Genomic DNA, 25,889 nt, shown 5'->3' on the forward strand with positions numbered 1-25,889 from the left:
CGGCCCCGGCAGGTTAGCTCAGGCGATCAGTGGGCGACGGCGCCACTGGCACCCAGGCCGGTCTGCGAGCGGATGAACTGCGGGAAGAAGCGCGCGCGCTCTTCGTCGGCCGCAGCGGACTTGTCGGTGATGGAGAAGAACCAGATACCGATGAAGGCCACGGCCATCGAGAACAGCGCCGGGTATTCGAACGGGTAGATGGGCTTCTCGTGGCCGAGGATCTGCACCCAGATGGTCGGGCCGAGGATCATCAGCACCACCGCGGTGATCAGGCCCATCCAGCCGCCGATCATGGCGCCGCGGGTGGTCAGTTTCTTCCAGTACATGGAGAGCAGCAGCACCGGGAAGTTGCAGCTGGCAGCGATGGAGAAGGCCAGGCCGACCATGAAGGCGATATTCTGCTTCTCGAACAGGATGCCGAGGATGATCGCCACCACGCCGAGGCAGACGGTGGTGATCTTCGATACGCGCAGCTCATCCTTCTCGTTGGCCTTGCCGTTCTTCAGCACGCTGGCATACAGGTCGTGGGACACGGCCGAGGCACCGGCCAGGGTCAGGCCGGCAACCACCGCGAGGATGGTGGCGAAGGCCACGGCGGAGATGAAGCCCAGGAACAGGCTGCCGCCCACGGCATCGGCCAGGTGCACGGCCGCCATGTTGTTGCCGCCCAGCAGGGCGCCGGTGGCGTCCTTGAAGTCAGGATTGGTGCTGACCAGCAGGATCGCACCGAAGCCGATGATGAAGGTCAGGATATAGAAGTAGCCGATGAAGCCGGTGGCGAAGAACACCGACTTGCGGGCTTCCTTGGCATCACCGACGGTGAAGAAGCGCATCAGGATGTGCGGCAGGCCGGCGGTGCCGAACATCAGCGCGAAGCCCAGGGAGAACGCCGAGATCGGGTCCTTCACCAGGCCGCCGGGGCTCATGATGGACTCGCCCTTCGGGTGGACCTTGATGGCTTCGGAGAACAGGGTGCTGATGTCGAAGTTGACGTGCTTGAGCACCATGATCGCCATGAAGGTGGCGCCGGCGAGCAGCAGCACGGCCTTGATGATCTGCACCCAGGTGGTCGCCAGCATGCCGCCGAACAGCACGTAGAGCACCATCAGGATGCCGACCATGACCACCGCGACGTGGTAGTTCAGGCCGAACAGCAGCTCGATCAGCTTGCCGGCGCCGACCATCTGCGCGATCAGGTAGAAGGCCACGACCACCAGCGAACCGCAGGCGGACAGGGTGCGGATGTCCTTCTGCTTGAGGCGGTAGGACGCCACGTCGGCAAAGGTGTACTTGCCCAGGTTGCGCAGGCGTTCGGCGATCAGGAAGAGGATGATCGGCCAGCCGACCAGGAAGCCGATGGAGTAGATCAGGCCGTCGTAGCCGGAGGTGAACACCAGCGCGGAAATGCCGAGGAAGGATGCGGCGGACATGTAGTCGCCGGCGATCGCCAGGCCGTTCTGGAAGCCGGTGATGCTGCCGCCGGCGGTGTAGAAATCAGCAGCGGACTTGCTGCGCTTGGAAGCCCAGTAGGTGATGCACAGGGTCAGGCCGACGAAGGCGACGAACATGACGATGGCGGAGACGTTCAGCGGCTGGCGCTGTACCTCGCCGGTGAGGGCGTCAGCCCAGATTGCGGGAGCGAACGCGGCCAGAGCGAGGGCCGCAGAAATTCGGCCTTTCATTGCTGGGCCTCCTTGAGGATTTCCTGGTTCAGGCGGTCGAATTCACCGTTCGCACGGCGCACGTAGATGCCGGTGAGCACGAAGGCGGAGACGATCAGCCCGACGCCCATGGGGATACCCCAGGTGACGGACGAATCGGCACTGATCTTCGCGCCGAGCAACTGCGGCTCGAAGGCGATCAGCAGGATGAAGACCACGTACAGGCCCAACATGACCAGGGAGAGCAGCCAGGCGAATCGCTCGCGCTTGGCCACCAACTCTTTGAAGCGCGGATTGGTATCAATCCGCTGATAGATGCTGTCGTTCATTTTGTTCTTGTCCTCACAGCGGGGATGACGCGGATGTCGTCGATCCCTAATTTAGGTGAGCGCTGCAAGGGCTCCAGACGACTTTAGTCGTAGCGGGGGTGGAACGATTTCGCGATTTTTACGAACAAGCCCGGAATAGACGCTGCGGCATAAAAAAATCCCCCGCGAACAGGAACGTTCACGGGGGATTTTTCTGTATCGCGCGAGGGTGCGAGCTAGGCGATCACAGCCACTCCTTGACGCGATCCGGATGCGCCTCCACCCATTTTTTCGCGGCCACGTCCGGCTTTTCGCCGTTCTGTACGGCGAGCATTACCTCGCCGATTTCCTGGCCGTCCTTCCACTGGAATTTCTTCAGGAAGGCCCAGATTTCCGGCGCCTTCTTCTCCAGCGCCGGGTTGGCGACGCTGTCGACGTGTTCCTCTTCGCCGTAGACCTTCTTCGGGTCTTCGAGGAACTTCAGCTTCCACTTGGCGAACATCCAGTGCGGAATCCAGCCGGTCACCGCCACGGCCTTCTTGTCGTTCTCCGCACGGGTCAGCTCGGCGATCATGCCGCTGCCGGAACTGGCCACCAGCTTGTAGTTCAGGCCGTAGTCCTTGATCGCCTGGTCGGTCTTGAGCATCACCCCGGCACCGGCGTCGATGCCGACGATGCGGCCGTCGAAATCGGCCTTCTGCGCCTTGAGGTCCTCGATGCTGTTGGCTTTCACGTACTCGGGCACGATCAGGCCGATCTTCGCCCCCGGATAGTTCACGCCCAGGTTGACCACCTTGTCCTTCATCTTGTCGTAGTAGGCGCCGTGGGTGACCGGCAGCCAGGCCGAGAGGATGGCGTCGAGTTTGCCGCGCGCCACGCCCTGCCACATGATGCCGGCCGCGACCGGCATCAGCTTGACCGGGTAGCCGAGCTTCTCACGCATGATCTCGGCGGCCACGTGTGTGGTGGCCACGCTGTCCGACCAGCCATCGACATAGCCCAGCGTGACTTCCGGCTTGGCCGCCGCAGCCGCCATTCCCGCCGCAGCCGACAGCGCCAGTCCCGCGCCCAGGCCCAACAGGCGTCGCATCATTCGCATGGTTTTCTCCCCGTATTTTTTGTCGGAGCGTCCGGGCGAACCCGGCGCATTTCGCGGTCTTGGCCGCCCTTTCATGATCGGCGCCCGCTGATGGCGAACTGCTCTGAGAGCGACGCCAAGCCGTCCGATCCGCGACAGAAACCGTCCATCCACGACCGTGCCATTCCATCCACGACGGGCGTGGCGTCTATCGCATCCATACAGAGACTCGATTACCCGCCAGGGTTCCCCCCGCGATAGCCTTTCCACAACGGAGAATCATTCTCAACTCGGAGAAGCCGCCATGCTCAAGACCGTCACCTTCACCCTGATGCACTTCACCATCGCCTTCAGCGTGGCCTATGCCCTGACCGGCAGCATCGCGGTGGGCGGCCTGCTGGCGATCGTCGAGCCGTTGTGCAACGCCGTGGGCTTCCACTTCCACGAGAAGTTCTGGAAACGCTTCGAGCAGGCCGACAAGGCTGACGCGGCACCGCTCGGCAACTGGATCCACCGTCACGCCTGAGCCCTTCGCAGGCACTGACGCCGACCGGCGGCATTGCTAAGATGCGCGCCTCGCCACGGTTCGCGTGCCTTCGCCGCCATGTCCCAGACTCCACGCTTTCCGCTCCTGCCCTATTGTTTCGCCCTGCTGATCGCCCTCCTCGCCCTGTGCGGGTTCTGGTACGGCCTCGGCAAGCCTGTGAGCCTGCCCGACGCGGCGACCCCCACGCACAAGCTGCAGTGCGCCTCGTACAGCCCCTTCGCCAAGGACCAGTCGCCCTTCGACCAGCCCTTCGTCCTGCGCCCGGCGCAGATGGACGCCGACCTGGCCCTGCTGGCGACGCGCTTCGAGTGCGTGCGCACCTATTCCATGACCGGCCTGGAAGGTATTCCGGCATTGGCCCGCAAGCATGGCCTGAAGCTGATGCTCGGCGCCTGGGTCAACGCCAGTCCGGTCGATACCGAGCGAGAAGTCCAGGCACTGATCAACGCGGCCAACCAGTACCCGGACGTGGTGCAGGCGGTGATCGTCGGCAACGAAACCCTGCTGCGCAAGGAAGTCACCGGGCGCTACCTGGCCGGACTTATCCACAAGGTGAAAGCCCAGGTGCGCCAGCCGGTGACCTACGCCGACGTCTGGGAGTTCTGGCACCGCCACCCGGAGATCGCCCCGGCGGTGGACTTCATCACCATCCACCTGCTGCCTTACTGGGAAGACAGCCCCGCCGGCATCGACGACGCCCTCGCCCATGTTGCGCAGACTCGCCAAGACTTCGGCCGCGAGTTCGCACCCAAGGACATCCTGATCGGCGAGACCGGTTGGCCCAGCGAAGGCCGCCAGCGCGAAACCGCCGTGCCCAGCCGGGTCAACGAGGCACGCTTCATCCGTGGCTTCGTGCACATGGCCGAGGAACGGGGCTGGCACTACAACCTGATCGAGGCGTTCGACCAGCCCTGGAAGCGCCGGAGCGAAGGCGCGGTGGGCGGCTACTGGGGTCTGTTCAGCGCCGACCGCGAGGAGAAAGGCGTACTCGCCGGGCCAGTCAGCAATCTGCCGGGCTGGCCGATGTGGCTGGGCCTGTCCGGGCTGATCCTGGCCGGCGGCCTGCTGCTGGGCGGTCGCCCCGCCTCGTCCCGCGCCGCGCTCCTGCTGCCCCTGGGTGCCGCGCTGGCGGGTGCCTGTATCGCGCTGTGGACGGAGCTGGCGGTGGTGACCAGCCGCGCCTGGGGCGAATGGCTATGGGCAGCCTGCCTGATCGGGCTGAACCTGCTGGTGCTGGCGCACCTCAGCCTGTCTCTGTCCGCGCGCCAGGGCTGGCGCGCCGGCGCCTTCGACTGGCTGGAGAAACGCGCCGGGCTCTGGCTGGCGGCGACCGGCTTCGCCGGCGCGGTACTGATGCTGGGTCTGGTGTTCGATGCCCGCTACCGCAGCTTCCCCAGCGTTGCGCTGCTGTTCCCGGCGCTGGTCTACCTGTTCCGGCCGGTCAACGCGCCGCGCCGCGAATGCCTGCTGCTGCTCCTGATCATCGCCCTCGGCCTTCCGGCGCAACTGCTGCTGGAGGGGTCGAGCAACCTGCAGGCGCTGGGCTGGGCGGCGGTGAGCCTGCTGCTGCTCGGGGCGCTCTGCCGCGGACTGCAACAGCCCCTGCCGCTCGCGAGCGGCGTACGGGCGAACGCCGGTTGAGTCAGGAGCGCCGAGCACGCACCAGGCGCAATCCGGCCAGCACCACGGCGAACACCGCAAGACCGGCGTTGTACAGCACCAGTGCCAGCAGCGCGGCGAACATTCCCAGCACCGCCAGCCACCAGCCGGTACGGCCGGGCACCAGGAAAGCCAGCGCCGACAGGCCCAGCGCCAGCGTGCCGAAGACACCGAAGTGGATCAGCCAGCCGAACTGCGTGCGTACGGCGCACTCCCAGCGGCTGGCCGGTTCGGCGCACAACCCGACCCAGCGGCTATCCTCCATCAACCCGAAACGCACGCCGTAGCTGGCCGCCAGCCAGAGCGACAACGCGAGCAACAGCACGATGACAGGCAATCGACGGGGCACGGCGCCTCTCCGGGGCGAAAACGGCGCCCAGCATAACCAGCGCAATGGCCAATGCAAGAGGCGTTGCGCCCACCTGCATGGCGCGACGCGACGGAGCCCGCGATGAAGCGATCGAACCTGTTCCTGCTGGCCTGCGTGATCATCAGCTTCTGGTGGCTCTGGCCCGGCGAACGCTCCCATACGCCACCACAGAGCGCCGCCCTGCCCGGCGGCGGCTTCCGGGTGGAACGCTACGCCGTCTACCCGCTACAGGACTTCAGCCTCGAAGCGCGGGTACTGGGTCGCGAGGACTACCGCCTGGGCCGCGAGGCCGAGCTGTCCCCCACCGACCTCGCCCTGGGCTGGGGACCGATGGCCGACCCGAACGTCCTCGCCGGCATCCGGATCACCCAGGGCAACCGCTGGTACCACTGGCGCGCCGACGCGATGCCGATCCCGCGTCGGGACATCGAGACCCACAGCGCCAATATGCACATGATCCCCGCCAACGACAGCGTGGCCCGCGCCCTGGCGCAGGTCGACAAGGGCGAGCGCATCCGCCTGAGCGGCAAGCTGGTGCGCGTGGAGGGCGACGACGGCTGGCGCTGGGTCAGTTCGCTGAGCCGCGAGGACACCGGCGCCGGCGCCTGCGAGCTGATCTGGGTGGAAAGCCTGGAGCGCCTGTAGAACGGTTGCCAGCGGCCTCGGCCACGGGGCATCCTCGGGCATCCCACTCTGCAAGGTGTCACCCATGCCACGCGTCACGCTCCGCCCCGCCGTTCCCGCCGACATCCCACTGATTCTCGAGCTGATCACCGAACTCGCCGACTACGAGCGCCTCGTCCATGAGGTCAAGGCCGACGCCCAGCGCATGCACGACCACCTGTTCGGCCCACGGCCCTACGCCGAAGTACTGATCGGCGAGGTGGATGGCCAGCCGCAGGGTTTCGCGTTGTTCTTCCACAACTACTCCACCTGGCTCAGCCAACCGGGCATCTACCTCGAAGACCTGTTCGTGCGCCCCGCCGCCCGTGGCGCCGGACTGGGCAAGGCACTGCTCACGGAACTGGCGCGGCTGGCCGTGGAACGCGGCTGCGGACGCCTGGAATGGTCCGTGCTGGACTGGAACGAACCCGCCATCGGTTTCTACCGCAGCCTGGGCGCGCACCCACAGGATGAATGGACCGTCTATCGACTGACTGGCGACGCCCTGCGCGACCTTGCCCACAAGGCGTGATGCCCCATCGCACTTGTAGGCAATGCGCTGGTCATAATGGCCGGCTTCCCTAAGAGTTGATTCTTTCCCGAAAGGACTCTCCCCACCATGACACGTCTTTCACGCGCGGCCGCTCTGCTCGGCTGTCTCGCCCTGGGGCTCGCCGGGCCGGCGTTCAGCCGCGACGTCGCCCAGGCCAACTACGGCTACCCGCTGACCAACCCGTTCGAGGCGACCATCGCCACGACGCCGCCGGACCTGCGCCCGCAGTTGCCCAACGACGACGACATCCGCCAGTCCGACTACGCCCTGAAACTGCGCCCGGAACGCGAGCACCAGTTGCCGGAGAACTTCTGGCCGGTGAAGAAGCTGCACTACCGCCTGGCCCAACAGGACCACGAGGCGCCACTGGTCTTCATCATCGCCGGCACCGGCGCGCATTACGCCAGCAGCACACCGGAATACCTCAAGCGTCTGTTCTACGGCGCCGGTTACCACGTGGTGCAGATCTCCTCGCCCACCAGCTGGGACTTCATGGCCGGCGCCTCGCGCCTGGCCACGCCGGGCTACACGCCCGACGACGCCGATGACCTTTACCGGGTGATGCAGGCGGTGCGCGCGCAACACCCCAGCCTGCCGGTCAGCGAGTACTACCTCACCGGTTACAGCCTTGGCGCCCTGCACGCCGCCTTCGTCAGCCAGCTCGACGAAACCCGCCGCAGCTTCAACTTCAAGCGCGTGCTGCTGCTCAACCCGCCGGTGAACCTCTATACCTCGGTCAGCAACCTGGACAAGATGGTGCAGACCCGGGTCAAAGGCATCGACGACTCCAAGACCTTCTACCAGGTCGTACTGGGCAAGCTGTCGCGCTACTTCAAGCAGAAAGGCTACGTCGATCTCAACGACGCCTTCCTCTACGAACTGCAGCAGTCCAGACAGCATCTCTCCAACGAAGAGATGGCCATGCTGATCGGCGCCACGTTCCGTTTCTCCTCCGCCGACATCGCCTTCACCTCCGACCTGATCAACCGTCGCGGGCTGATCACCCCGCCGAACTACCCGATCAAGGAAGGCACCAGCCTGGAGCCCTTCTTCAAGCGCGCCATGCAGTGCGATTTCGAGTGCTACATGACCGAACAGCTGATCCCCATGTGGCGCGCCCGGTACGACGGCGGCAGCCTGCCGCAGCTGATCGGCCAGGTGAGCCTCTACGCCTTGCAGGACTACCTGCACGACAGCCCGAAGATCGCCGTGATGCACAACGCCGACGACGTCATCCTCGGCCCGGGCGACATCGGTTTCCTGCGCCGCACCTTCGGCGACCGCCTGACGCTCTACCCGCTCGGCGGCCACTGCGGCAACCTCAACTACCGCGTGAACGCCCAGGACATGCTGGCGTTCTTCAAAGGACAGGATGCGCAGGCCCCCGGCCTGGCAACCGCGCAGACAGGGAACTGACCCATGCCATTCCGCCCTTCCTGGCTTTTCGCCCTGGCGCTGTGCTGCGGCCTGGCGCAGGCCGACGACACGCCGACGCCGGCTCCCGGCAGCGACAACGGCTTCTCCGAACAGCCGCAGGCCGACGGCTTCAAGCACCCGATAGACGCACTGAAGTTCAACCCCGGCCTGGACCAGCGCGAGTTCGAGCGCGCTACCCTGGACGCGCTCAACGTCTACGACCCCTGGGAGTCGTGGAACCGCCGCGTCTACCACTTCAACTACCGCTTCGACGAGTGGGTGTTCCTCCCCGTGGTCCACGGCTACGAATACGTCACCCCACACTTCGTGCGCACCGGCGTGAGCAACTTCTTCAGCAACCTGGGCGAAGTGCCGACCCTGCTCAACAGCCTGGCCCAGCTCAAGGCCGAACGGGCGGCGAACAGCACCGCGCGGCTGCTGTTCAACACCGTCTTCGGTATCGCCGGCTTCTGGGACCCGGCTACTGCGATGGGCCTGCCGAAAGTCAGCGAGGACTTCGGCCAGACCCTGGGCTACTGGGGCGTACCGGAGGGCCCGTACCTGATGTTGCCGATCCTCGGCCCCTCCAACCTGCGCGACACCGGCGGCCTGGTGACCGACTTCGTGGCCGTCCGCGAGGTGGACTACCTCAACGTCTCCAGCCTCGGCCGCGAATACTGGGAACTGCCGGTACTGGAGATCGTCGACAAGCGCTACAGCACCGGCTTCCGCTACGGCCAGACGAACTCCCCGTTCGAGTACGAGAAGCTCCGCTACGTCTACACCGAAGCGCGCAAGCTGCAGATCCAGGAGTGACCCGAAGCCGCCGCCCTTTCGCGGCGGTTTCTTTTTCGACTAATAAATCTATTTATTCGATTGTTTTGGCGAAAAACTCGCAACCATTGATTCATCGTTTAGGACTAGGATGACCCCATTCACTGATCAAGGAGGTTTCCATGACCCGCTTGCGTACCCTGATCGACCAACACATCGGCCACCCCGCCTCCGACGGTGCCGGCGTGCGCCTGACCCGCGTGATCGGCGGCCCCGGCATCGAGCGTTTCGACCCGTTCCTGATGCTCGACCAGTTCGACACGCAGAATCCCGACGACTATATCGCCGGCTTCCCGGCCCACCCGCACCGTGGCTTCGAGACCGTCACCTATATGCTCGAAGGGCGCATGCGCCATGAAGACCACCTGGGCAACCGTGGCCTGCTCAAGCCCGGCGGCGTGCAGTGGATGACCGCCGCCCACGGCATCATCCATAGCGAGATGCCCGAGCAGGAAGAAGGCGCCATGCGCGGCTTCCAGCTGTGGCTGAACCTGCCGGCGAAGGACAAACTCTCCCCGGCTGGCTACCGCGACATAGAGCCGGAAGACGTGCCGCGCACCACCACCGCGCAAGGCGTCGGCGTCACCGTGATCGCCGGTCGCTTCGACGATGGCAAGACCGCGCTGGATGGCGCCGTGCAGCGCCCCGGCACCGAGCCGCACTACTACGACCTGCGGCTGCCGGCCGGTGCCTCGGTCAGCCCACGCATTCCGGCGGGGCACCGGGTGATGCTGTACGTCTACGAAGGTTCGCTGAAAGTACCGGGCGAGCGCGGCGACGAAACCGTCGCCACCAATCGCCTGGTGCGACTGGGCCAGGGCGACGAGATCCGGCTGTCCAGCGACCAGGGCGCGCGCGTCCTGCTGCTGGCCGGCAAGCCGCTCAACGAGCCCATCGTGCAGTACGGGCCGTTCGTGATGAACAGCCGCGAAGAAATCGAGCAGGCCCTGCGCGATTACCGCGATGGTGTATTCGCCGTCTGACGGCCCGCCGCACTGCTTTTCATGCAGGAGCGAGCTTGCTCGCGAACAGGTCCCGTGCCATGCAGTTCGCGAGCAAGGACTGGGCGTCCCCCTCGTCCCTACGAAGAGCCGCCCAGATTACAGCGACCAGTCTTCCATCCCCAGGAAGCGCGCGATCTCCGCGCGCTTCTCCATCGCATCGCGATAGCCCAGTTCGATCAGCGCATTGCAGTAGCCCGGCTCGAACAGCAGGTAGCTCAGCACACCGGCCCCACTCACCTTGGTCGCCCCCGGCCCGCGCAGGAACAGGCGCAGGGCGGGCGGCAACTCGTGGCGGTACTCGGCGGCGATCTCGTCCAGCGGCTTGCTCGGCGAGATCAGCAGCACCTCGACCGGCTGTAGCCCAAGCACCGCGCGGCGCTTGCCCTCCGGCACCAGCGAACTGAGGAAATTGATCCGGTGCAGCAGCTCGATATCGCCTTCCAGGCTGTCGATGAAAGTGCTGTTGAGCAGATGGATGCCCACCTGTGCCAGGCTCGGCGGCTGGCCGGTGCGGTAACTGGCCACCTGTTCGTTGGCGCTACCGACCGTGGGATTGCCGCTCACGCCGATCACCAGCACGCGATTGGCGCCCAGGTGCAGTGCCGGGCTGATCGGCGCCTGCTGGCGCACCGCGCCGTCGCCGAAGTACTCGCGCTGCAGCTTCACCGGCGCGAACAGCAGCGGGATCGCCGAACTGGCGAGCAGATGCTCCAGGCACAGGCGCGTCGGCACGCCCACGCGCCGATGGCGCAGCCAGGGATCGATGGTGGCGCGGCCCTGGTAGAAGGTCACCGCCTGCTCGGACTCGTAGCCAAACGCGGTGACCGCCACGGCGCGCAGGTTGCGCCGGCGCACGGCAGCGGCAATGCCGGAGAGATCCAGCTCGCGCTCCAGCAGGTAACGCAACGGTGTGCTGTCCAGCAGCGCCACCGGCTGCCGCTTGCCCAGCCCGAGCAGGCTGTGGCCGAGGAACTTGAACGCCTGGCTGACCACGCCCAGCCAATCGGCGCGGTACACCTGGCCAGTGCGAAAGCCCTTCCAGACCTGGGTGAGCCGCTGCACCGCCGTCGGGAAGGACGACGCCCCGCAAGCCAGCCCGACGGCGTTGATCGCCCCCGCCGAGGTCCCGACGATCACCGGAAAGGGATTCTCGGCGCCCTCCGGCAACAGCTCGGCGATCGCCGCCAGCACGCCCACCTGGTACGCCGCCCGCGCCCCGCCCCCGGAGAGAATCAGGCCGGTCACGGCGGGAGTCGTCGCTGGGCTGGCGGAGTCGGTCACGGCTGAAGTCCTTGTCACGTCGATTCCAGATTAGTCCGCCGGCGTCTACTTCTTCTTGTCGTAGAGCTTGGGTTCGCCTTCGGGGCGGCTCTTGAAACGGCGGTGCGCCCAGAGGTACTGCTCGGGCTGGCGGCGGATTTCCTGCTCGACCCACTGGTTGACGCGCAGGCAATCGGCTTCCTCGGTCTCGCCGGGGAAGTCCTCCAGCGGCGGATGGATGGTCAGGCGATAACCCGAACCGTCGGCCAGGCGCGACTGGGTGAAGGGGCACACTTGCGCGCGGCCCAGGCGGGCGAACTTGGTGGTGGCGGTGACAGTGGCGGCCTGAATGCCGAACAGCGGCACGAAGATGCTCTGTTTGATGCCGTAGTCCTGGTCCGGCGCGTACCAGATGGCGCGGCCGGCGCGCAGCACCTTGAGCATGGCGCGCACGTCCTCGCGCTCGATGGCGGTGGCATCGGCGTTGTGCCGCTCGCGGCCGGCGCGCTGGACGAAGTCGAACACCGGGTTGTCGTGCTCGCGGTACATGCCGTCGATGGTCTGTACCTGGCCGAGCAGCGCCGCGCCGATCTCCAGGGTGGTGAAATGCATGGCCATGAGGATCACGCCCTTGCCGTCGGCCTCGGCCTTGCGCAAGTGCTCCAGCCCTTCGATGTGCGCCAGCCTGGCCAGGCGCGCCTTCGGCCACCACCAGCTCATGGCCATCTCGAAGAAAGCGATGCCGGTGGAAGCGAAGTTCGCCTTGAGCAGGCGCTTGCGCTCGGCGGCGGAGAGTTCCGGGAAGCACAGCTCCAGGTTGCGCGCGGCAATCGCCCGGCGGCTACCGACCACGCGGTACATCAGCGCACCCAGCACGCGCCCGAGCCAGAGCAGCGCCGGATAGGGCAACTGCACCACCAGCCAGAGCACGCCAAGGCCAAGCCAGAGCGGCCAGTGGCGGGGATGGAGGAACTCACGGCGAAAGGTGGGGCGGTCCATGGAACTTTCCGGTCACGATCAAAGCCCGACATTCTACCTTGCCGATCCGCCCCGCGCCTCACGTAGACAGGGTCCGCTGCCGTTTCGGCGCGAGTTGCGTCGCTGCGTGGCTACCTTGAATCGCCGATTCTCGGGCCATGAACCGCGCACCGCGAAGCATACGACTCCGTCGCGGCGGTGACGAAATGCTGGCAGCTCCTAGCAATCGGCCACGCTTGCGGCTGCCGGGGCGGTCCGCTATAAGTCCAACCCATTTGATGACGCAGTCCGACCATGAGCCAAGCTGACCTTCTCGACCACGATCCCGTATTCCAGCTCAAGGGCAGCATGCTGGCCGTCACCGTTCTGGAACTGGCCCATAATGACCTGCCGCGCCTGGACCGGCAGCTCGCCGACAAGGTCGCCCAGGCGCCCAACTTCTTCCGTGATACCCCGCTGGTGCTGGCGCTGGACAAGCTGCCCGACGGCGAAGGCCAGCTCGACCTGCAGGGCGTGCTGGACATCTGCCGCCGCCACGGCCTGCGCACCCTGGCCATTCGCGCCAGCCGCGAAGAAGACATCCGCCTGGCCACCATGTTCGATATCCCGGTACTGCCGCCCTCGGGCTCGTCCCGCGAGCGCACCGTGGAACCCAAGGACCCGGCGACCCCGCTGACCGGCGCCACGCCGGTGCGCCGTCCGCGCAGCGAGCGCCTTTCCGAGAAGGTCGTGGAACAGGCTGCTGGCGGCGCTACCGTCCAGCCGGAAAATTCCACCGGGAAAGCGACGGAAATCCAGGCGGAAAAATCCGCCGAAACCCAGGAGCCCATAACGGACGCCACGCCGGAAAAACCGGCCGAACCGCCGGCGCCGGTCGTCCGCCCGACCAAGCTGGTCACCAGTCCGGTGCGCGGCGGCGTGCAGATCTACGCCGCCGGCGGCGACCTGATCGTCCTGGCTCCCGTCAGTCCCGGCGCGGAACTTCTCGCCGACGGCAATATCCATGTTTACGGTCCGATGCGCGGACGAGCCCTGGCCGGTGTCAAGGGCGACACCAGCGCGCGGATTTTCTGCCAGCAACTGGCCGCGGAACTCGTGTCCATCGCTGGAAACTACAAGGTCGCCGAAGACCTTCGACGCAGTCCGCAATGGGGGCAGGCGGTGCATGTCAGCCTGTCGGGTGACGTGTTGAACATCACCCGCCTTTAACGGATACTGCCGCGACTTTCAGGGACCAGAATTCTTCGTTTTTTCTTTGGGGTGAATCACCTTGGCCAAGATCCTCGTAGTCACTTCCGGTAAGGGTGGCGTCGGTAAAACCACCACCAGCGCAGCCATCGGCACCGGCCTGGCCCTGCGCGGCCACAAGACCGTCATCGTCGACTTCGACGTGGGCCTGCGTAACCTCGACCTGATCATGGGCTGCGAACGCCGCGTGGTGTATGACTTCGTCAACGTCATCAACGGCGAAGCCTCCCTGACCCAGGCCCTGATCAAGGACAAGCGCCTGGAGAACCTCTACGTCCTGGCCGCCAGCCAGACCCGTGACAAGGACGCCCTGACTCTGGAAGGCGTCGGCAAGGTCATGGAAGAGCTGAAGCAGACCTTCGACTACATCATCTGCGACTCCCCGGCCGGCATCGAGAAAGGTGCCCACCTGGCCATGTACTACGCCGACGAGGCGATCGTCGTGACCAACCCGGAAGTCTCCTCGGTCCGCGACTCCGACCGCATGCTCGGCCTGCTGGCCAGCAAGTCGGCCCGCGCCGAGAAGGGCGAGGACGCGATCAAGGAGCACCTGCTGCTGACCCGTTACAACCCCGAGCGCGTCACCAAGGGCGAAATGCTCGGCGTCGAAGACGTCGAGGAAATCCTGGCCATCCGCCTGCTCGGCGTGATCCCGGAATCCCAGGCGGTGCTCAAGGCGTCCAACCAGGGCGTCCCGGTCATCCTCGACGAAGAGAGTGATGCCGGCCAGGCTTACAGCGACGCGGTAGAGCGCTTGCTGGGTAAAGAGATGCCGCATCGATTCCTCGATGTGCAGAAGAAAGGATTCCTGCAACGACTGTTCGGAGGACGTGAATGAGCCTTTTAGATTTCTTCCGCAGCCGGAAGTCGCAGAACAGCGCATCCATCGCGAAAGAAAGACTCCAGATCATCGTCGCCCACGAGCGCGGCAATCGTTCACAACCGGACTACCTCCCGCAGTTGCAGAAAGACCTGCTGGAAGTGATCCGCAAATACGTGCCCATCGACCAGGAACAAGTCCAGGTCGAGCTGGCCAACCAGGGTAGCTGTTCGATCCTGGAGCTCAACATCACCCTGCCGGAGCGTTGATCCGGCAGTGGTGAACCTGCGGCGGCCTTGGCCGCCGCAGTCGTTTTCGGTCCTTTCATTATTTCGCGCAAGAGCCTCCATGCCGCTTTCCCAGATCCAGTTCGTCCATGAGGACGCCGCCCTGCTGGTGGTGAACAAGCCCACCCTGCTGCTTTCCGTGCCCGGCCGCGCGGACGACAACAAGGACTGCCTGATCACCCGCCTGCAGGAGAACGGCTACCCGGAAGCGCGCATCGTCCATCGCCTGGACTGGGAAACCTCCGGCCTTATCGTGCTGGCCCGCGACGCCGACAGCCACCGCGAGCTGTCCCGCCAGTTCCACGACCGTGAAACCGAGAAGGCCTACACCGCACTGTGCTGGGGCGAGCCGGGACTGGACAGCGGCCGCATCGAAGCACCGCTGCGCTACGACCCACCGACCAAGCCGCGCCACGTGGTGGACTTCGAACAGGGCCGCCATGCACTGACCTTCTGGCGCGTCATGGAGCGCCACGGCAACTGGAGCCGCGTCGAGCTCACCCCCATCACCGGCCGTTCGCACCAGTTGCGGGTGCACATGCTGAGCATCGGCCACCCGCTGCTGGGCGACCGCCTGTACGCCGAGGGCGAAGCGCTGACCCTGCGCGACCGCCTGTGCCTGCACGCGAGCATGCTGGCCCTGACCCACCCACAGACCGGCGAGCGCCTGCGCTTCGAGTCGCCCGCGCCGTTCTGATTGTTTTCTGTAGGAGCGAGCTGGCTCGCGAACCCGCCAAGCGACACCGTCGCCGGGAAATCCGTTCGCGAGCAAGGGCTAGGCGCCCCCTCGATCCTACAAAGAGCCCCCAGCCGCAGATTCGCGTATTTACGTTAAACTTCCGGCCATTCGCTGTCCGGAGTTACCCATGCGTGCAGAACTCAACCAGGGCCTGATCGATTTCCTCGCGGCCTCCCCCACGCCTTTCCACGCCACCCAGACCCTCGCCCGTCGCCTCGACGAGGCCGGCTACCAGCGTCTGGACGAGCGCGACGCCTGGCGCACCGAGCCCGGTGGCCGTTATTACGTCACCCGCAACGACTCCTCGCTGATCGCCTTCAAGCTCGGCACCGCCCCCTTGCTGGAGAGCGGCCTGCGCCTGGTCGGCGCGCACACCGACAGCCCTTGCCTACGCGTCAAGCCAAACCCCGAGCTGGTGCGCAACGGCTACTGGCAACTGGGCGTCGAGGTGTACGGCGGCGCGCTGTTCGCGCCCTGGTTCGACCGCGACCTGTCGCTGGCCGGCCGCGTCACCTTCCGCCTGGCCGGCAAGGTCGAGAGCAAGCTGATCGACTTCAAGGCGCCGATCGCCGTGATCCCGAACCTGGCCATCCACCTCAACCGCGAGGCCAACATGGGCTGGGCGATCAACGCGCAGACCGAACTGCCGCCGATCCTCGCCCAGGTTTCCGCCGGCGAGGGCCGCGACTTCCGCGACCTGCTCGGCGAGCAACTGCAACTGGAGCACGGCATCACCGCCGACGCCATCCTCGACTACGAGCTGAGCTTCTACGACACCCAGCGCGCCGCCGTGATCGGCCTGGACCAGGCCTTCATCGCCGGCGCCCGCCTGGACAACCTGCTGTCCTGCTACGCAGGCCTGCAAGCCCTGCTGGCCAGCAACGACGAGCAGAGTGGCGTGCTGGTCTGCACCGATCACGAAGAGGTCGGCTCCTGCTCCGCCTGTGGCGCCGACGGCCCGTTCCTCGAGCAGGTACTGCGCCGCGTTCTGCCCGAGAGCGACGTCTTCACCCGCACCGTGCAACGCTCCCTGCTGGTTTCCGCCGACAACGCCCACGGCGTGCATCCCAACTATGCCGACAAGCACGACGCCAACCACGGCCCGAAGCTCAACGGCGGCCCGGTGATCAAGATCAACAGCAACCAGCGCTACGCCACCAACAGCGAAACCGCCGGTTTCTTCCGCCACCTGTGCCTGGAAAACGAAGTGCCGGTGCAGAGCTTCGTGACCCGCAGCGACATGGGCTGCGGCTCCACCATCGGCCCGATCACCGCCAGCCAGATCGGCGTACGTACCGTGGACATCGGCCTGCCGACCTTCGCGATGCACTCCATCCGCGAGCTGGCCGGCAGCCAGGACCTGCACTACCTGGCCAAGGTCCTCAGCGCCTTCTACGACAGCGCCGACCTGCCCTGACCCGAACGCCCGGCACCCGTCGGGCGTTTTTCTTTCAGGAGATCGAACATGCCCTTCAACGGAAGCTGCCTGTGCGGCGACATCGCCTACCAGATCGATGGCCTGGACATGCCGATCGGCCATTGCCACTGCCATACCTGCCAGAAAGCGCATTCGGCAGCCTTCGCCACCACCGCCGGGGTGATGCGCGAGCACTTCCACTGGACGCGCGGCGAGGACAAGGTCGCCGCCTATGAGTCGTCACCGGGCAAGTTGCGCAAGTTCTGTCCGCGCTGCGGGACGCAACTGATCGCCGAGCGCGACGGACAACCCCACGTTATCGTTCGCGTGGCGAGCCTGGACGACGATCCGGGCACGCGGCCGGCGCGGCATATCTGGGTGTCCCACGACCGTCCCTGGTTGGCGCAGGAGGGAATTCCGGCCTACCCGGAGTGGAATCCGGATCGCTGAAGCGGGATTTGCTCTTACGTAGGAGCGAGCTTGCTCGCGAACCGCCCAACACCGAAGCTCCCGGCTAAATCCGTTCGCGAGCAAGCTCCTACAGGTCCTGCCTTAGTCCGGCACTTCCACGCTTACGTGGATCGCATCGTGCCGCCAGAACTCCAGGTCGCAGTCGATGATCCGTCCGTGCTGGTCACGGTTGATACGGGTGATGCGCAGCGCCGGGCTGCCGTCGGCGATGCGCAGCACGCTGGCCGCCTCGCCGTGCAGGGCGGTGGGCACCATGTCGAAGCGCACGCGCCCGTAGCGAATGTCGTAGCGACTGCCATACAGCTCGGTCAGTGAGCAGGTGAGATCGCTGTCGAGAATGCCGGGGAAGTATGCCGGGTTGAGGTAATGCTCGACATAGAGCACCAGCCGGCCGTCCACCCGTCGCAGGCGGCGGATCTGGAACACGCTGGACAGCGCCGGCAGTTCCAGCAGCTCGCAGATCGCCGCGCTGGCGGGAATCTGCCGGGCCGACAGCACTTCGGTGGCCGGTACCCGGCCCTGCCCTTCCACCATCGCATGGTAGTGGCTGCGCACCAACGGGTTGTAGAGCAGGCGCGGTGGCGAGACGAACCAACCACGGCGTTCCTCGCGATAGATCAGCCCCTGGGCCTCCAGTTGGCCCAGCGCCTCGCGCAAGGTGATCCGCGTGGTATCGAACAGTTCGCTGAGCTTGCGCTCGGCCGGCAGCTTGCCGCCGGCGGCGAGCAGCCCGCTGTCGATCTGTTCGATCAGTGCCCGGCAGATCGCCGTCACCGTGGGTAGCGCCGTGTCGCGCATGCCGACTCCCTCTATTGGCCTAGTCCAGCCCCGAAACAGGGCATTTCGCTACCTGCCCGGGGCGCCCTCATCCTAGAAAAACCCCGTGACCGTCCCGTGACAGCCTACGTTCAAGCAGCGCCCGTGCCAGCCTCACAAAGCAGCGTAGCCCAATGAAAGCGCGGGTTTGGCGATGGTCTACGCTTTCCCCGAGTGCTCCGCCAGAGCGCCACGCCGCCTGGGCCGGCGCCTGGCTGGACATCAAACTGTCATCCAGGCCGCATAGATTGGCCTGGGTCTTGCTGATCTAGACCAATCGTTTTCCCGCGTCGGCGGATGCCGGACACGGACCCCACCCTCACGATCGAAGGAGCACCGAATGAAACGCTTGCTTGCTTCACTGCTGGGATCGGCCATCGCCATCGGCAGTGGCCTCGTCATGGCGGCCGACGCCGATCTGCAATCGCTGGAAGCCGCCGCCCGCAAGGAAGGCCAGGTGAACAGCGTGGGCATGCCCGACAGCTGGGCGAACTGGAAGGACACCTGGAAGGACCTGGAAAGCAAGTACGGTCTCAAGCACATGGACACCGACATGAGCTCGGCTCAGGAACTGGCCAAGTTCAAGGCCGAAGCCGAGAACGCCAGCGCCGACATCGGCGACGTCGGCGCCGCCTTCGGGCCCATCGCCCTGCAGATGGACGTCAGCCAACCCTACAAGCCCAGCACCTGGGAGCAGGTCCCGGACTGGGCCAAGGACAAGGACGGCCACTGGGCGCTGGCCTACACCGGCACCATCGCCTTCATCGTCAACAAGCAGTTGGTCAAGGACGTGCCGCACAGCTGGGCCGACCTGCTCAAGGGCAAGTACAAGGTCACCATCGGTGACGTCAGCGCCGCGGCCCAGGCGGTCAACGGCGTGCTGGCGGCGAGCATCGCCAACGGCGGCGACGAGAAGAACATCAAGCCGGGCCTGGAGTTCTTCGCCCAGATTGCCAAGCAGGGCCGCCTGTCGCTGACCAACCCGGTGATCAACACCCTGGAGAAGGGTGAAGTGGAAGTCGGCATCGTCTGGGACTTCAACGGCCTGAGCTACCGCGACCAGATCGACCCGGCGCGCTTCGAGGTACTGATCCCCTCCGATGGTTCGGTGATCTCCGGCTACACCACCATCATCAACAAGTACGCGAAGAACCCGAACGCCGCCAAGCTTGCCCGCGAGTACATCTTCAGCGACGCCGGGCAGATCAACCTGGCCAAGGGCAATGCCCGTCCGATCCGCGCCGAGCACCTGACCCTGCCGGCCGACGTGCAGGCCAAGCTGCTGCCCAACGAGCAGTACGCCAAGGCCCAGCCGATCAAGGACCCCAAGGCCTGGGAAGAGACCTCCAAGCGTCTGCCGCGCATGTGGCAGGAAAACGTCATCATCAACATGCAGTGACGCCCGGCCGCCCCGGTTCGCCGGGGCGGTTTCGCGTTCCGAAAAGGCCCCGTCCCATGCGCCACGACGTCATCCTGGTCGTCCTCGACGGCCTCAACTACAGCGTCGCCCACGACTGCATGGGCCACCTGCAAGCCCTGTGCAACGCCGGCCGCGGCCAGTTGTACCGGCTCGAATGCGAGCTGCCCTCGCTGTCGCGCCCACTCTATGAATGCATCCTCACCGGCGTACGCCCCATCGACAGCGGCATCCTGCACAACGATGTGTCGCGCCTGTCGAACCAGCGCAGCCTGTTCCACTACGCCCGCGATGCCGGCCTGAGCACCGCTGCGGCGGCCTATCACTGGGTCAGCGAGCTGTACAACCGCACGCCGTTCGACCCGGCGCGCGACCGCCATACCGACGACGAATCCCTGCCGATCCAGCACGGCCACTTCTACTGGACCGACCACTACCCCGACTCGCACCTGTTCACCGACGCCGAGTCGCTGCGCCGCCGGCACGCGCCGAACTGCCTGCTGGTGCACCCGATGAACATCGACGACGCCGGCCACAAGCACGGCCTGGGCACGCCGCAGTACCGCAACAGCGCGCGGCACGTCGACATCATCCTCTCCGAATACCTGCACCAGTGGCTGGCCGCCGGCTACCAGGTGATGGTCACCGCCGACCACGGCATGAACGACGACCGCAGCCACGGCGGCATCCTCCCCGAGGAGCGCGAAGTGCCGCTGTTCGTCTTCGGCGAGGCGTTCAGCCTCGATGACCAGGCGCGCCCGCACCAGATCGAACTCTGCGGCACGCTGTGCGAAATCCTCGGCGCCGCCCACGACAAACCGGTCTGCCGGGAGTTGCTCAAGGCATGAGATCGAACACCGGAAAACTCTTCGCCCTGCTCTGCCTGCTGCCCTTCGCGCTGTTCTTCTTCGCCTTCCAGCTCGCGCCACTGCTGTGGGTGATGATCAACAGCGTGCGCACCGGCGATGGCTGGGGCCTGGGCAACTTCAGCGAAATCTTCGGCTCGCCGTTCTACCTGCAGGCGATCCGCTATAGCCTGGAGATTTCTGTCTGGTCGAGCCTGATCGGGCTGGCCATCGCCATACTCGGCAGCTACTCGCTGCGCCAGGTGGACAGCAAGCTGCGCGACTTCGTGATGGCCTTCGCCAACATGACCAGCAACTTCGCCGGTGTGCCGCTGGCCTTCGCCTTCATCATCATCCTGGGCTTCAACGGTGCCATCACGCTGCTGCTGAAACAGGCGGGGATCATCGAGGACTTCAACCTCTACTCGAAGACCGGCCTGATCATCCTCTACACCTACTTCCAGATTCCCCTGGGGGTGATGCTGCTCTACCCGGCCTTCGACGCCCTGCGCGAAGACTGGCGCGAGTCCGCCGCGCTGCTGGGCGCCAGCCAGTGGGCGTTCTGGCGCCACATCGGCATCCCGGTGCTGACGCCTGCGCTGCTGGGCACCTTCGTCATCCTGCTGGCCAACGCGCTGGGCGCCTACGCCACGGTCTACTCGCTGACCACCGGCAACTTCAACGTGGTGCCGATCCGCATCGCCGGGCTGGTCTCGGGCGACGTGTTCCTCGACCCGAACATGGCCAGTGCGCTGGCGATGGTGCTGGTCGGGCTGATGAGCATCATTACCCTGGCCCACCAGTGGCTGCTGCGCCGGAGCTACCATGTCGAGAAACGCTAGTCCGCTGTACCACCGAGTGGTGGTCTATGCGCTGTTCCTGATCCTGCTGGTGCCGCTGGCCGCCACCCTGCTCTACTCGCTGGCCACCTCGTGGAGCGCCAGCGTGCTGCCGGACGGGCTGACCCTGAAGTGGTTCCTGACCCTGTGGAGCGACCCGCGCTTCCTCGTCGCCTTCGGCCAGTCGCTGCTGGTGTGCTTCGGCTCGCTGGTGCTCAGCGTGGTGCTGGTGCTGCCGCTGATGTTCGTCGTGCACTACTACTTCCCGCGCCTGGACGCGCTGATGAACGTGCTGATCCTGCTGCCCTTCGCGGTGCCGCCGGTGGTGTCGTCGGTCGGCCTGCTGCAACTCTACGCGGCCGGCCCGCTGCCGCTGATCGGCACGCCCTGGGTGCTGATCGGCTGCTACTTCACCATCGCCCTGCCGTTCATGTACCGGGCGATCAGCAACAACCTGCAGGCGATCAACCTGCACGACCTGATGGACGCCGCCCACCTGCTCGGCGCCAGCACCTGGCAGGCCGCCCTGCTGGTGGTGCTGCCGAACCTGCGCAAGGGCCTGATGGTGGCGTTGTTCCTGTCCTTCAGCTTCCTCATCGGCGAGTTCGTCTTCGCCAACCTGCTGGTGGGCACCCGCTACGAGACGCTGCAAGTGTTCCTCAACAACATGCGCAACAGCAGCGGCCACTACACCAGCGCGGTGGTGGTTTCCTACTTCCTCTTCGTCCTGCTGCTCACCTGGGCGGCAAACCGTTTAAGCAAGGACAAGACATGAGCTTCCTCAGCGTCGAGACACTGAACAAGAGCTACGGCAGCACCACGATATTCCAGGACATCGACTTCGCCGCCGAACGCGGCGAGTTCGTCACCCTGCTCGGCCCCAGCGGCTGCGGCAAATCCACCCTGCTGCGCTGCATCGCCGGCCTGACCCCGGTGGACAGCGGGCGCATTTTTCTCGACGGCGAGGACATCGTGCCCAGGAGTCCGCAGAAGCGCGGCATTGCGATGGTGTTCCAGAGTTATGCACTGTTCCCCAACATGACCGTGGAGCAGAACGTCGCCTTCGGCCTGCGCATGCAGAAGGTGCCGGCGGCGGAATCCGCCCAGCGGGTGCGCGATGTACTGGAGATGGTCGAACTGGGCCCACTGAACTCGCGCTACCCGCACCAGCTCTCCGGCGGCCAGTGCCAGCGCGTCGCCCTGGCCCGCTCGCTGGTCACCCGCCCGCGCCTGCTGCTGCTCGATGAGCCGCTGTCGGCGCTGGACGCGCGCATCCGCAAGCACCTGCGCGAGCAGATTCGGGGCATCCAGCAGGAGCTGAAACTGACCACGGTGTTCGTCACTCACGACCAGGAGGAAGCGCTGACGCTGTCCGACCGCATCGTGCTGATGAACGCCGGGCGCATCGTCCAGAGCGGCGACGCGGAAACGCTCTACACCGCGCCGGAAAACGCCTTTGCCGCCGGCTTCATCGGCAACTACAACCTGCTCGACGCCGCCCAGGCGACCCGCCTGCTGGAGCGGCCGTTCCGCCAGCAGGTGGCGATCCGTCCGGAGTCCCTGCGCCTGAGCGTGGAGCCGGGCGAAGGCATCCCGGTTCGGGTACTCTCCCACAGCCTGCTGGGCAACGTGATCCGCTACCGGGTCGACGCCGCCGGTGTGGAACTCACCGTCGACGTGCTCAACCGCAGCGCCGAGCGCCTGTACCCGGCCGGCACCGCGCTCGGCCTGCAAATCGATATTGAAAGCATTCGGGAGGTGGCCTGATGGCCCTGGTGATTTTCGACCTCGACGACACCCTGATCGACGGCGACTGCGCGAGCCTGTGGAGCCAGCGCATGGCTGATCTGGGCTGGGTTGACGCGGAGTCGTTCCTCAAGCGCGACGCCGAGCTGATGGCGCTGTACGCGCAGGGCAAGCTGCCAATGGAGGACTACATGGCCTTCGCCCTGGAGCCGATGGCCGGGCGCAGCGTCGAGGAAATCGAGCGGGAAGTGGAAACCTTCGTCGAGGACGTGATCGAGCCGCTGATCCACAGCGACGCCTGCACCACCCTCGCCCGCCACCGCGAGGCCGGCGACCGGCCGCTGGTGATCTCCGCCTCGGGCGTGCACCTGGTGCAGCCCATCGCCGAACGCATCGGCATTGGCGAAGTGCTGGCCATCGACCTGGAAGTGATCGACGGCCACTACACCGGCCGCACCGTCGGCACCCTCACCTACCGCGAAGGCAAGGTGCTGCGCCTGCTCGACCTGTTGCAGGGCGACGACAGTCAACTGGCCGGCGCGCACTTCTACTCCGACTCACGCAATGACCTGCCGCTGCTCAAGCTGGTCGGCCACCCGCATGTGGTGAATGCCGACCCGGTGCTGCTGGAGCATGCGCAGAAGATGGGCTGGGACAGTCTCGCCTGGAACTGAGCCGGCTCAGCCGCTCAGGAACCGGAGCATGCCCTGCTGGATCCGCGCCTCTTCCTTCTCCAGGGAAAGATCGGGGGACTGCGCGGCATGCTCGAGTCCCCGCTCCAACTGACGGCGAAACGCCCCGTCGTCGCCGGCCAGCGCCGCACGCAGGGCCAGGCAGCGCGCCCAGATACTGGCGTATTCGCATTGCAGCCGGCTCGGCAGCAGTTCGTCGAACAGGCCAACGGCACTCTTGCTGGCCATCGCCCGGGAGAATGCCAGCTCGGTATCCATCAGTCGCAACAGATCGTACAGCGGACGCAGCAGCGCCTCGGGCAGCACCGTACGTTGCGCCTGGAGCGCGGCGTCCAGCGCAGCCGCTTCCTCCCAGCGCCCCTGCACCAGCAGCGCTCTGAGGCGGATATACAGCGCCAGCAGCGACATGGGCAGCCCCTGAGACTCCAGCAGGCGCAGGTCCTGCGGATCCGCCTGGTCGGCGCACAGCCCCGCGCAGGCCGCTCCCATCAGCCGGGCAAAGGCCAGCTTGGGATGGGCAACATCCAGACCGCGCCACCAGCGCAGCAGCCAGAGCCCGTCGCTGACCAGCGGCTTGCGCTCCACCGGCAGCAGATTGGCGACGCCCAGGCAGGCGTTGGAAGCGGCGAATGCCAGCAGCACCCCGTGGGCGGCACCGGGCGCCAGCCACGCCCCCAGGCCGCCAGACAGGAGCGCAAGGGTCAGGTTCGCCAGCGGACCGCCAGCGACGAAGCACAGATGCTGCCGCCGCCAGGGGCCCCGCGAGTCGGCGAAGGCCATGACGAACCCCTGCAGGCGCTTTTGCGTGCGCGGTGGCCAGCCCAGTTTCCAGCCGTTGCGCAACACCCGGACATCCAGGCGGCCGACACGCATGCGCAGGACGGTCATCCCGCTCCAGCGGGCCGCCAGCAAATGACCCAGCTCATGGACGACGATGGCCAGGTAGACGATGACGAAGCCGGCGACGATGCCCGACAGGTCCCAGATCACGCCCTCGGGCAGCCACAACAGGCACAGCACCACACCCAGCGCGCCCGCCGCGGCGCTCAAGGTGAACTGGAGCAGCCACAGCAGGCCGTTGAGCCAACCCGGCAGGCTCCAGAAGTCATTCACCGCTTCGCCGCCAGCGGCTATATCCCGTGTGTCCGCCATGTTCGCACTCCCTGCGTCCGGCGCCTGGTCAGCCCAGGCTCGGATCGATCACCACCACCACCTTGCCCTGCACCTGATTACTGGCCAGCGCATCGAACGCATCCTGCGCCTGCTCGATCGGGAAGGTCCGCTCCAACTGCGGGCTCAGCTTGCCCGACTCGAACAGCGGCCAGACCTTCTGCCCCAGTTCGGCGATCAGTTGCGCCTTGAAGTCGGCATCGCGCGAACGCAGGGTCGAGCCGATCAACTGGATGCGCTTGCCCAGCAGCAGGGCCAGATCCAGCTCGGCCTTGCGACCGCCCATCAGGCCGATGACCACCCATCGACCGTCACGGCCGAGGATTTCCAGATCCAGCTTGGCGTAGTTGGCCCCCACCGGATCGAGGATCACATCGAACGGCGCGAAATCCCGAAGAGATTCGAGGCTTTCGCCACGCAGTGCGCCACCCTCGGCGCCCAGGCCCTCGCAGTAGGCCAGGCGCTCGGCGCTGCCGACGCTGACCCAGCACGGGCTACCGAAGGCCCTGCACAGCTGGATGCCGGCCGAGCCGACGCCGCTGGCGCCCGCGTGCAGCAGGACCTTCTCGCCCGGCTGCAATGCGCCCAGCATGAACAGATTCAGCCAGGCGGTGGCGTAGACCTCGGGCAACCCGGCGGCTTCCGCCAGGGACAGGCCCGCCGGCACCGGCAGGGCATGGCGCTCGTCCACCACCACTTCCTCGGCCAGGCCGCCGCCGGCCAGCAATGCGCAGACGCGATCGCCGACCTGCCAGGTACTGCCGGCTCCCGCCTCGGCGACCACCCCGGAGCACTCCAGGCCAATGACATCGCTGGCCCCGGGCGGCGGCGGGTAAAGGCCGGCCACCTGCAGCAGGTCGGCACGGTTGATCCCGGCGGCGGCGACCTGGATGCGGATCTGCCCCTGTGCGCAGGCCGGAGAGGGACGCTCCCCCCATTCCACCCGCCCTTCGATACCTTGCAATGCGTTCACGCTGCCTCCATAGTGACTTCGCAGGGCCCGATCCGTAAGGTCGGGCCCTTTCTTCGCGCCGAATTCACCTGCGATTGA

Annotated in this window: 28 protein-coding genes; 19 read left to right on the forward strand and 9 right to left on the reverse strand. The window is 66.0% G+C overall.

Going from position 1 to position 25,889, the window contains the following annotated elements; all coding sequences use genetic code 11:
- Nucleotides 1-26 precede the first annotated feature (26 nt).
- From H681_RS17425 to H681_RS17435, 3 genes are all read right to left on the reverse strand, one after another.
- The gene (locus H681_RS17425) at nucleotides 27-1,682 is read right to left on the reverse strand and encodes a cation acetate symporter (RefSeq protein WP_015478195.1); all 1,656 of its coding nucleotides are present in this window, start codon (nucleotides 1,680-1,682) and stop codon (nucleotides 27-29) included.
- Nucleotides 1,679-1,990, reverse strand: a complete 312-nt coding sequence (locus tag H681_RS17430) for a DUF485 domain-containing protein (RefSeq protein ID WP_015478196.1) — start codon at nucleotides 1,988-1,990, stop codon at nucleotides 1,679-1,681. Before H681_RS17430 ends, H681_RS17425 begins: the two co-directional genes overlap by 4 nt.
- Nucleotides 1,991-2,213: 223 nt before the next feature.
- Nucleotides 2,214-3,068 (reverse strand): glycine betaine ABC transporter substrate-binding protein, encoded by an 855-nt coding sequence (locus H681_RS17435; protein WP_015478197.1) that lies wholly within the window; start codon nucleotides 3,066-3,068, stop codon nucleotides 2,214-2,216.
- Nucleotides 3,069-3,351: 283 nt separating this feature from the next.
- Here H681_RS17435 and H681_RS17440 point away from each other — a divergent pair, with 283 nt between their 5' ends.
- Both H681_RS17440 and H681_RS17445 read left to right on the forward strand, forming a co-directional pair.
- A complete protein-coding gene (locus tag H681_RS17440) occupies nucleotides 3,352-3,573 on the forward strand; it encodes a DUF2061 domain-containing protein (RefSeq protein WP_015478198.1) in 222 nt (73 codons plus the stop codon).
- 78 nt (nucleotides 3,574-3,651) lie between these two features.
- Nucleotides 3,652-5,235: a glycoside hydrolase family 17 protein gene (locus tag H681_RS17445; protein WP_015478199.1), complete on the forward strand. Its 1,584-nt coding sequence runs from the start codon at nucleotides 3,652-3,654 to the stop codon at nucleotides 5,233-5,235.
- 1 nt (nucleotide 5,236) lies between these two features.
- Here H681_RS17445 and H681_RS17450 read toward each other — a convergent pair whose 3' ends face one another.
- Nucleotides 5,237-5,602 carry a hypothetical protein gene (locus H681_RS17450; RefSeq protein WP_041712115.1) on the reverse strand — a complete coding sequence of 122 codons (366 nt, stop codon included), beginning with the start codon at nucleotides 5,600-5,602 and terminating at the stop codon, nucleotides 5,237-5,239.
- Between the two features lie 102 nt (nucleotides 5,603-5,704).
- Between H681_RS17450 and H681_RS17455 the strand changes: the two genes are divergently transcribed.
- From H681_RS17455 to H681_RS17475, 5 genes are all read left to right on the forward strand, one after another.
- Nucleotides 5,705-6,268, forward strand: coding sequence for a hypothetical protein (locus H681_RS17455; RefSeq protein WP_015478201.1), 564 nt, complete (start codon nucleotides 5,705-5,707; stop codon nucleotides 6,266-6,268).
- Nucleotides 6,269-6,332: 64 nt separating this feature from the next.
- The gene (locus H681_RS17460) at nucleotides 6,333-6,818 is read left to right on the forward strand and encodes a GNAT family N-acetyltransferase (RefSeq protein WP_015478202.1); all 486 of its coding nucleotides are present in this window, start codon (nucleotides 6,333-6,335) and stop codon (nucleotides 6,816-6,818) included.
- 87 nt (nucleotides 6,819-6,905) lie between these two features.
- Nucleotides 6,906-8,255, forward strand: a complete 1,350-nt coding sequence (locus tag H681_RS17465) for a serine protein kinase PrkA (RefSeq protein ID WP_015478203.1) — start codon at nucleotides 6,906-6,908, stop codon at nucleotides 8,253-8,255.
- 3 nt (nucleotides 8,256-8,258) lie between these two features.
- Nucleotides 8,259-9,071: an MlaA family lipoprotein gene (locus H681_RS17470; RefSeq protein WP_015478204.1), complete on the forward strand. Its 813-nt coding sequence runs from the start codon at nucleotides 8,259-8,261 to the stop codon at nucleotides 9,069-9,071.
- Between the two features lie 140 nt (nucleotides 9,072-9,211).
- Nucleotides 9,212-10,072: a pirin family protein gene (locus H681_RS17475; RefSeq protein WP_015478205.1), complete on the forward strand. Its 861-nt coding sequence runs from the start codon at nucleotides 9,212-9,214 to the stop codon at nucleotides 10,070-10,072.
- Between the two features lie 117 nt (nucleotides 10,073-10,189).
- On the opposite strand, the gene H681_RS17480 is transcribed toward H681_RS17475, so the two are convergent.
- Nucleotides 10,190-11,374, reverse strand: coding sequence for a patatin-like phospholipase family protein (locus H681_RS17480; RefSeq protein WP_041712118.1), 1,185 nt, complete (start codon nucleotides 11,372-11,374; stop codon nucleotides 10,190-10,192).
- A gap of 45 nt (nucleotides 11,375-11,419) precedes the next feature.
- The gene (locus tag H681_RS17485) at nucleotides 11,420-12,352 is read right to left on the reverse strand and encodes a lipid A biosynthesis lauroyl acyltransferase (RefSeq protein WP_015478207.1); all 933 of its coding nucleotides are present in this window, start codon (nucleotides 12,350-12,352) and stop codon (nucleotides 11,420-11,422) included.
- A 273-nt stretch (nucleotides 12,353-12,625) separates the two neighbouring features.
- On the opposite strand from H681_RS17485, the gene minC reads away from it, so the two are divergent.
- The 6 genes from minC to H681_RS17515 all read left to right on the forward strand — a co-directional run bounded on the left by minC (nucleotide 12,626) and on the right by H681_RS17515 (nucleotide 17,292).
- Nucleotides 12,626-13,540, forward strand: a complete 915-nt coding sequence (gene minC, locus H681_RS17490) for a septum site-determining protein MinC (RefSeq protein ID WP_015478208.1) — start codon at nucleotides 12,626-12,628, stop codon at nucleotides 13,538-13,540.
- A 61-nt stretch (nucleotides 13,541-13,601) separates the two neighbouring features.
- A complete protein-coding gene (minD, locus tag H681_RS17495) occupies nucleotides 13,602-14,417 on the forward strand; it encodes a septum site-determining protein MinD (protein ID WP_015478209.1) in 816 nt (271 codons plus the stop codon).
- Nucleotides 14,414-14,668: a cell division topological specificity factor MinE gene (gene minE / locus H681_RS17500; protein WP_015478210.1), complete on the forward strand. Its 255-nt coding sequence runs from the start codon at nucleotides 14,414-14,416 to the stop codon at nucleotides 14,666-14,668. The genes minD and minE overlap by 4 nt, the downstream gene beginning before the upstream one ends.
- Before the next feature lie 79 nt (nucleotides 14,669-14,747).
- Nucleotides 14,748-15,383, forward strand: coding sequence for an RluA family pseudouridine synthase (locus H681_RS17505; RefSeq protein ID WP_015478211.1), 636 nt, complete (start codon nucleotides 14,748-14,750; stop codon nucleotides 15,381-15,383).
- A gap of 169 nt (nucleotides 15,384-15,552) precedes the next feature.
- The gene (locus H681_RS17510; protein ID WP_015478212.1) at nucleotides 15,553-16,842 is read left to right on the forward strand and encodes a M18 family aminopeptidase; all 1,290 of its coding nucleotides are present in this window, start codon (nucleotides 15,553-15,555) and stop codon (nucleotides 16,840-16,842) included.
- A 48-nt stretch (nucleotides 16,843-16,890) separates the two neighbouring features.
- Nucleotides 16,891-17,292 (forward strand): GFA family protein, encoded by a 402-nt coding sequence (locus tag H681_RS17515; protein WP_015478213.1) that lies wholly within the window; start codon nucleotides 16,891-16,893, stop codon nucleotides 17,290-17,292.
- A 102-nt stretch (nucleotides 17,293-17,394) separates the two neighbouring features.
- Here H681_RS17515 and H681_RS17520 read toward each other — a convergent pair whose 3' ends face one another.
- Nucleotides 17,395-18,111 carry a UTRA domain-containing protein gene (locus H681_RS17520; RefSeq protein WP_015478214.1) on the reverse strand — a complete coding sequence of 239 codons (717 nt, stop codon included), beginning with the start codon at nucleotides 18,109-18,111 and terminating at the stop codon, nucleotides 17,395-17,397.
- Nucleotides 18,112-18,469: 358 nt separating this feature from the next.
- Here H681_RS17520 and H681_RS17525 point away from each other — a divergent pair, with 358 nt between their 5' ends.
- From H681_RS17525 to H681_RS17550, 6 genes are read left to right on the forward strand one after another with little or no spacing between them, the layout of a single operon-like run.
- Nucleotides 18,470-19,528: an ABC transporter substrate-binding protein gene (locus H681_RS17525; RefSeq protein ID WP_015478215.1), complete on the forward strand. Its 1,059-nt coding sequence runs from the start codon at nucleotides 18,470-18,472 to the stop codon at nucleotides 19,526-19,528.
- Between the two features lie 56 nt (nucleotides 19,529-19,584).
- Complete coding sequence (locus H681_RS17530) at nucleotides 19,585-20,394, forward strand: alkaline phosphatase family protein (protein ID WP_015478216.1); 810 nt, start codon at nucleotides 19,585-19,587, stop codon at nucleotides 20,392-20,394.
- The gene (locus tag H681_RS17535) at nucleotides 20,391-21,233 is read left to right on the forward strand and encodes an ABC transporter permease (protein ID WP_015478217.1); all 843 of its coding nucleotides are present in this window, start codon (nucleotides 20,391-20,393) and stop codon (nucleotides 21,231-21,233) included. Before H681_RS17530 ends, H681_RS17535 begins: the two co-directional genes overlap by 4 nt.
- Nucleotides 21,217-22,005, forward strand: a complete 789-nt coding sequence (locus H681_RS17540) for an ABC transporter permease (RefSeq protein WP_041712120.1) — start codon at nucleotides 21,217-21,219, stop codon at nucleotides 22,003-22,005. Before H681_RS17535 ends, H681_RS17540 begins: the two co-directional genes overlap by 17 nt.
- Nucleotides 22,002-22,997, forward strand: a complete 996-nt coding sequence (locus H681_RS17545) for an ABC transporter ATP-binding protein (RefSeq protein WP_015478219.1) — start codon at nucleotides 22,002-22,004, stop codon at nucleotides 22,995-22,997. The genes H681_RS17540 and H681_RS17545 overlap by 4 nt, the downstream gene beginning before the upstream one ends.
- Nucleotides 22,997-23,650 (forward strand): HAD family hydrolase, encoded by a 654-nt coding sequence (locus tag H681_RS17550; RefSeq protein ID WP_015478220.1) that lies wholly within the window; start codon nucleotides 22,997-22,999, stop codon nucleotides 23,648-23,650. Before H681_RS17545 ends, H681_RS17550 begins: the two co-directional genes overlap by 1 nt.
- A gap of 6 nt (nucleotides 23,651-23,656) precedes the next feature.
- Here the strand turns inward: H681_RS17550 and H681_RS17555 are convergent, their stop codons facing one another.
- Nucleotides 23,657-24,820: a site-2 protease family protein gene (locus H681_RS17555; protein ID WP_015478221.1), complete on the reverse strand. Its 1,164-nt coding sequence runs from the start codon at nucleotides 24,818-24,820 to the stop codon at nucleotides 23,657-23,659.
- Nucleotides 24,821-24,848: 28 nt separating this feature from the next.
- Nucleotides 24,849-25,811, reverse strand: a complete 963-nt coding sequence (locus H681_RS17560; protein ID WP_015478222.1) for an NAD(P)H-quinone oxidoreductase — start codon at nucleotides 25,809-25,811, stop codon at nucleotides 24,849-24,851.
- Between the last annotated feature and the right edge of the window lie 78 nt (nucleotides 25,812-25,889).

The sequence above is a fragment of the Pseudomonas sp. ATCC 13867 genome, from assembly GCF_000349845.1.
Classification (GTDB): Bacteria; Pseudomonadota; Gammaproteobacteria; order Pseudomonadales; family Pseudomonadaceae; genus Pseudomonas.

Bases quoted from the DNA above. Each gene is read 5' to 3' on its own strand.
- H681_RS17535 (WP_015478217.1), top strand. From the start codon at position 20,391: ATGAGATCGAACACCGGAAAACTCTTCGCCCTGCTCTGCCTGCTGCCC.
- H681_RS17425 (WP_015478195.1), bottom strand. From the start codon at position 1,682: ATGAAAGGCCGAATTTCTGCGGCCCTCGCTCTGGCCGCGTTCGCTCCC.
- H681_RS17430 (WP_015478196.1), bottom strand. From the start codon at position 1,990: ATGAACGACAGCATCTATCAGCGGATTGATACCAATCCGCGCTTCAAA.
- H681_RS17555 (WP_015478221.1), bottom strand. From the start codon at position 24,820: ATGGCGGACACACGGGATATAGCCGCTGGCGGCGAAGCGGTGAATGAC.
- H681_RS17510 (WP_015478212.1), top strand. From the start codon at position 15,553: ATGCGTGCAGAACTCAACCAGGGCCTGATCGATTTCCTCGCGGCCTCC.
- H681_RS17525 (WP_015478215.1), top strand. From the start codon at position 18,470: ATGAAACGCTTGCTTGCTTCACTGCTGGGATCGGCCATCGCCATCGGC.
- H681_RS17540 (WP_041712120.1), top strand. From the start codon at position 21,217: ATGTCGAGAAACGCTAGTCCGCTGTACCACCGAGTGGTGGTCTATGCG.
- H681_RS17435 (WP_015478197.1), bottom strand. From the start codon at position 3,068: ATGCGAATGATGCGACGCCTGTTGGGCCTGGGCGCGGGACTGGCGCTG.
- H681_RS17550 (WP_015478220.1), top strand. From the start codon at position 22,997: ATGGCCCTGGTGATTTTCGACCTCGACGACACCCTGATCGACGGCGAC.
- H681_RS17485 (WP_015478207.1), bottom strand. From the start codon at position 12,352: ATGGACCGCCCCACCTTTCGCCGTGAGTTCCTCCATCCCCGCCACTGG.
- H681_RS17545 (WP_015478219.1), top strand. From the start codon at position 22,002: ATGAGCTTCCTCAGCGTCGAGACACTGAACAAGAGCTACGGCAGCACC.
- H681_RS17455 (WP_015478201.1), top strand. From the start codon at position 5,705: ATGAAGCGATCGAACCTGTTCCTGCTGGCCTGCGTGATCATCAGCTTC.
- H681_RS17475 (WP_015478205.1), top strand. From the start codon at position 9,212: ATGACCCGCTTGCGTACCCTGATCGACCAACACATCGGCCACCCCGCC.
- minE (WP_015478210.1), top strand. From the start codon at position 14,414: ATGAGCCTTTTAGATTTCTTCCGCAGCCGGAAGTCGCAGAACAGCGCA.
- H681_RS17515 (WP_015478213.1), top strand. From the start codon at position 16,891: ATGCCCTTCAACGGAAGCTGCCTGTGCGGCGACATCGCCTACCAGATC.
- H681_RS17520 (WP_015478214.1), bottom strand. From the start codon at position 18,111: ATGCGCGACACGGCGCTACCCACGGTGACGGCGATCTGCCGGGCACTG.
- H681_RS17530 (WP_015478216.1), top strand. From the start codon at position 19,585: ATGCGCCACGACGTCATCCTGGTCGTCCTCGACGGCCTCAACTACAGC.
- H681_RS17460 (WP_015478202.1), top strand. From the start codon at position 6,333: ATGCCACGCGTCACGCTCCGCCCCGCCGTTCCCGCCGACATCCCACTG.
- H681_RS17440 (WP_015478198.1), top strand. From the start codon at position 3,352: ATGCTCAAGACCGTCACCTTCACCCTGATGCACTTCACCATCGCCTTC.
- minC (WP_015478208.1), top strand. From the start codon at position 12,626: ATGAGCCAAGCTGACCTTCTCGACCACGATCCCGTATTCCAGCTCAAG.
- H681_RS17465 (WP_015478203.1), top strand. From the start codon at position 6,906: ATGACACGTCTTTCACGCGCGGCCGCTCTGCTCGGCTGTCTCGCCCTG.
- H681_RS17505 (WP_015478211.1), top strand. From the start codon at position 14,748: ATGCCGCTTTCCCAGATCCAGTTCGTCCATGAGGACGCCGCCCTGCTG.
- H681_RS17470 (WP_015478204.1), top strand. From the start codon at position 8,259: ATGCCATTCCGCCCTTCCTGGCTTTTCGCCCTGGCGCTGTGCTGCGGC.
- H681_RS17445 (WP_015478199.1), top strand. From the start codon at position 3,652: ATGTCCCAGACTCCACGCTTTCCGCTCCTGCCCTATTGTTTCGCCCTG.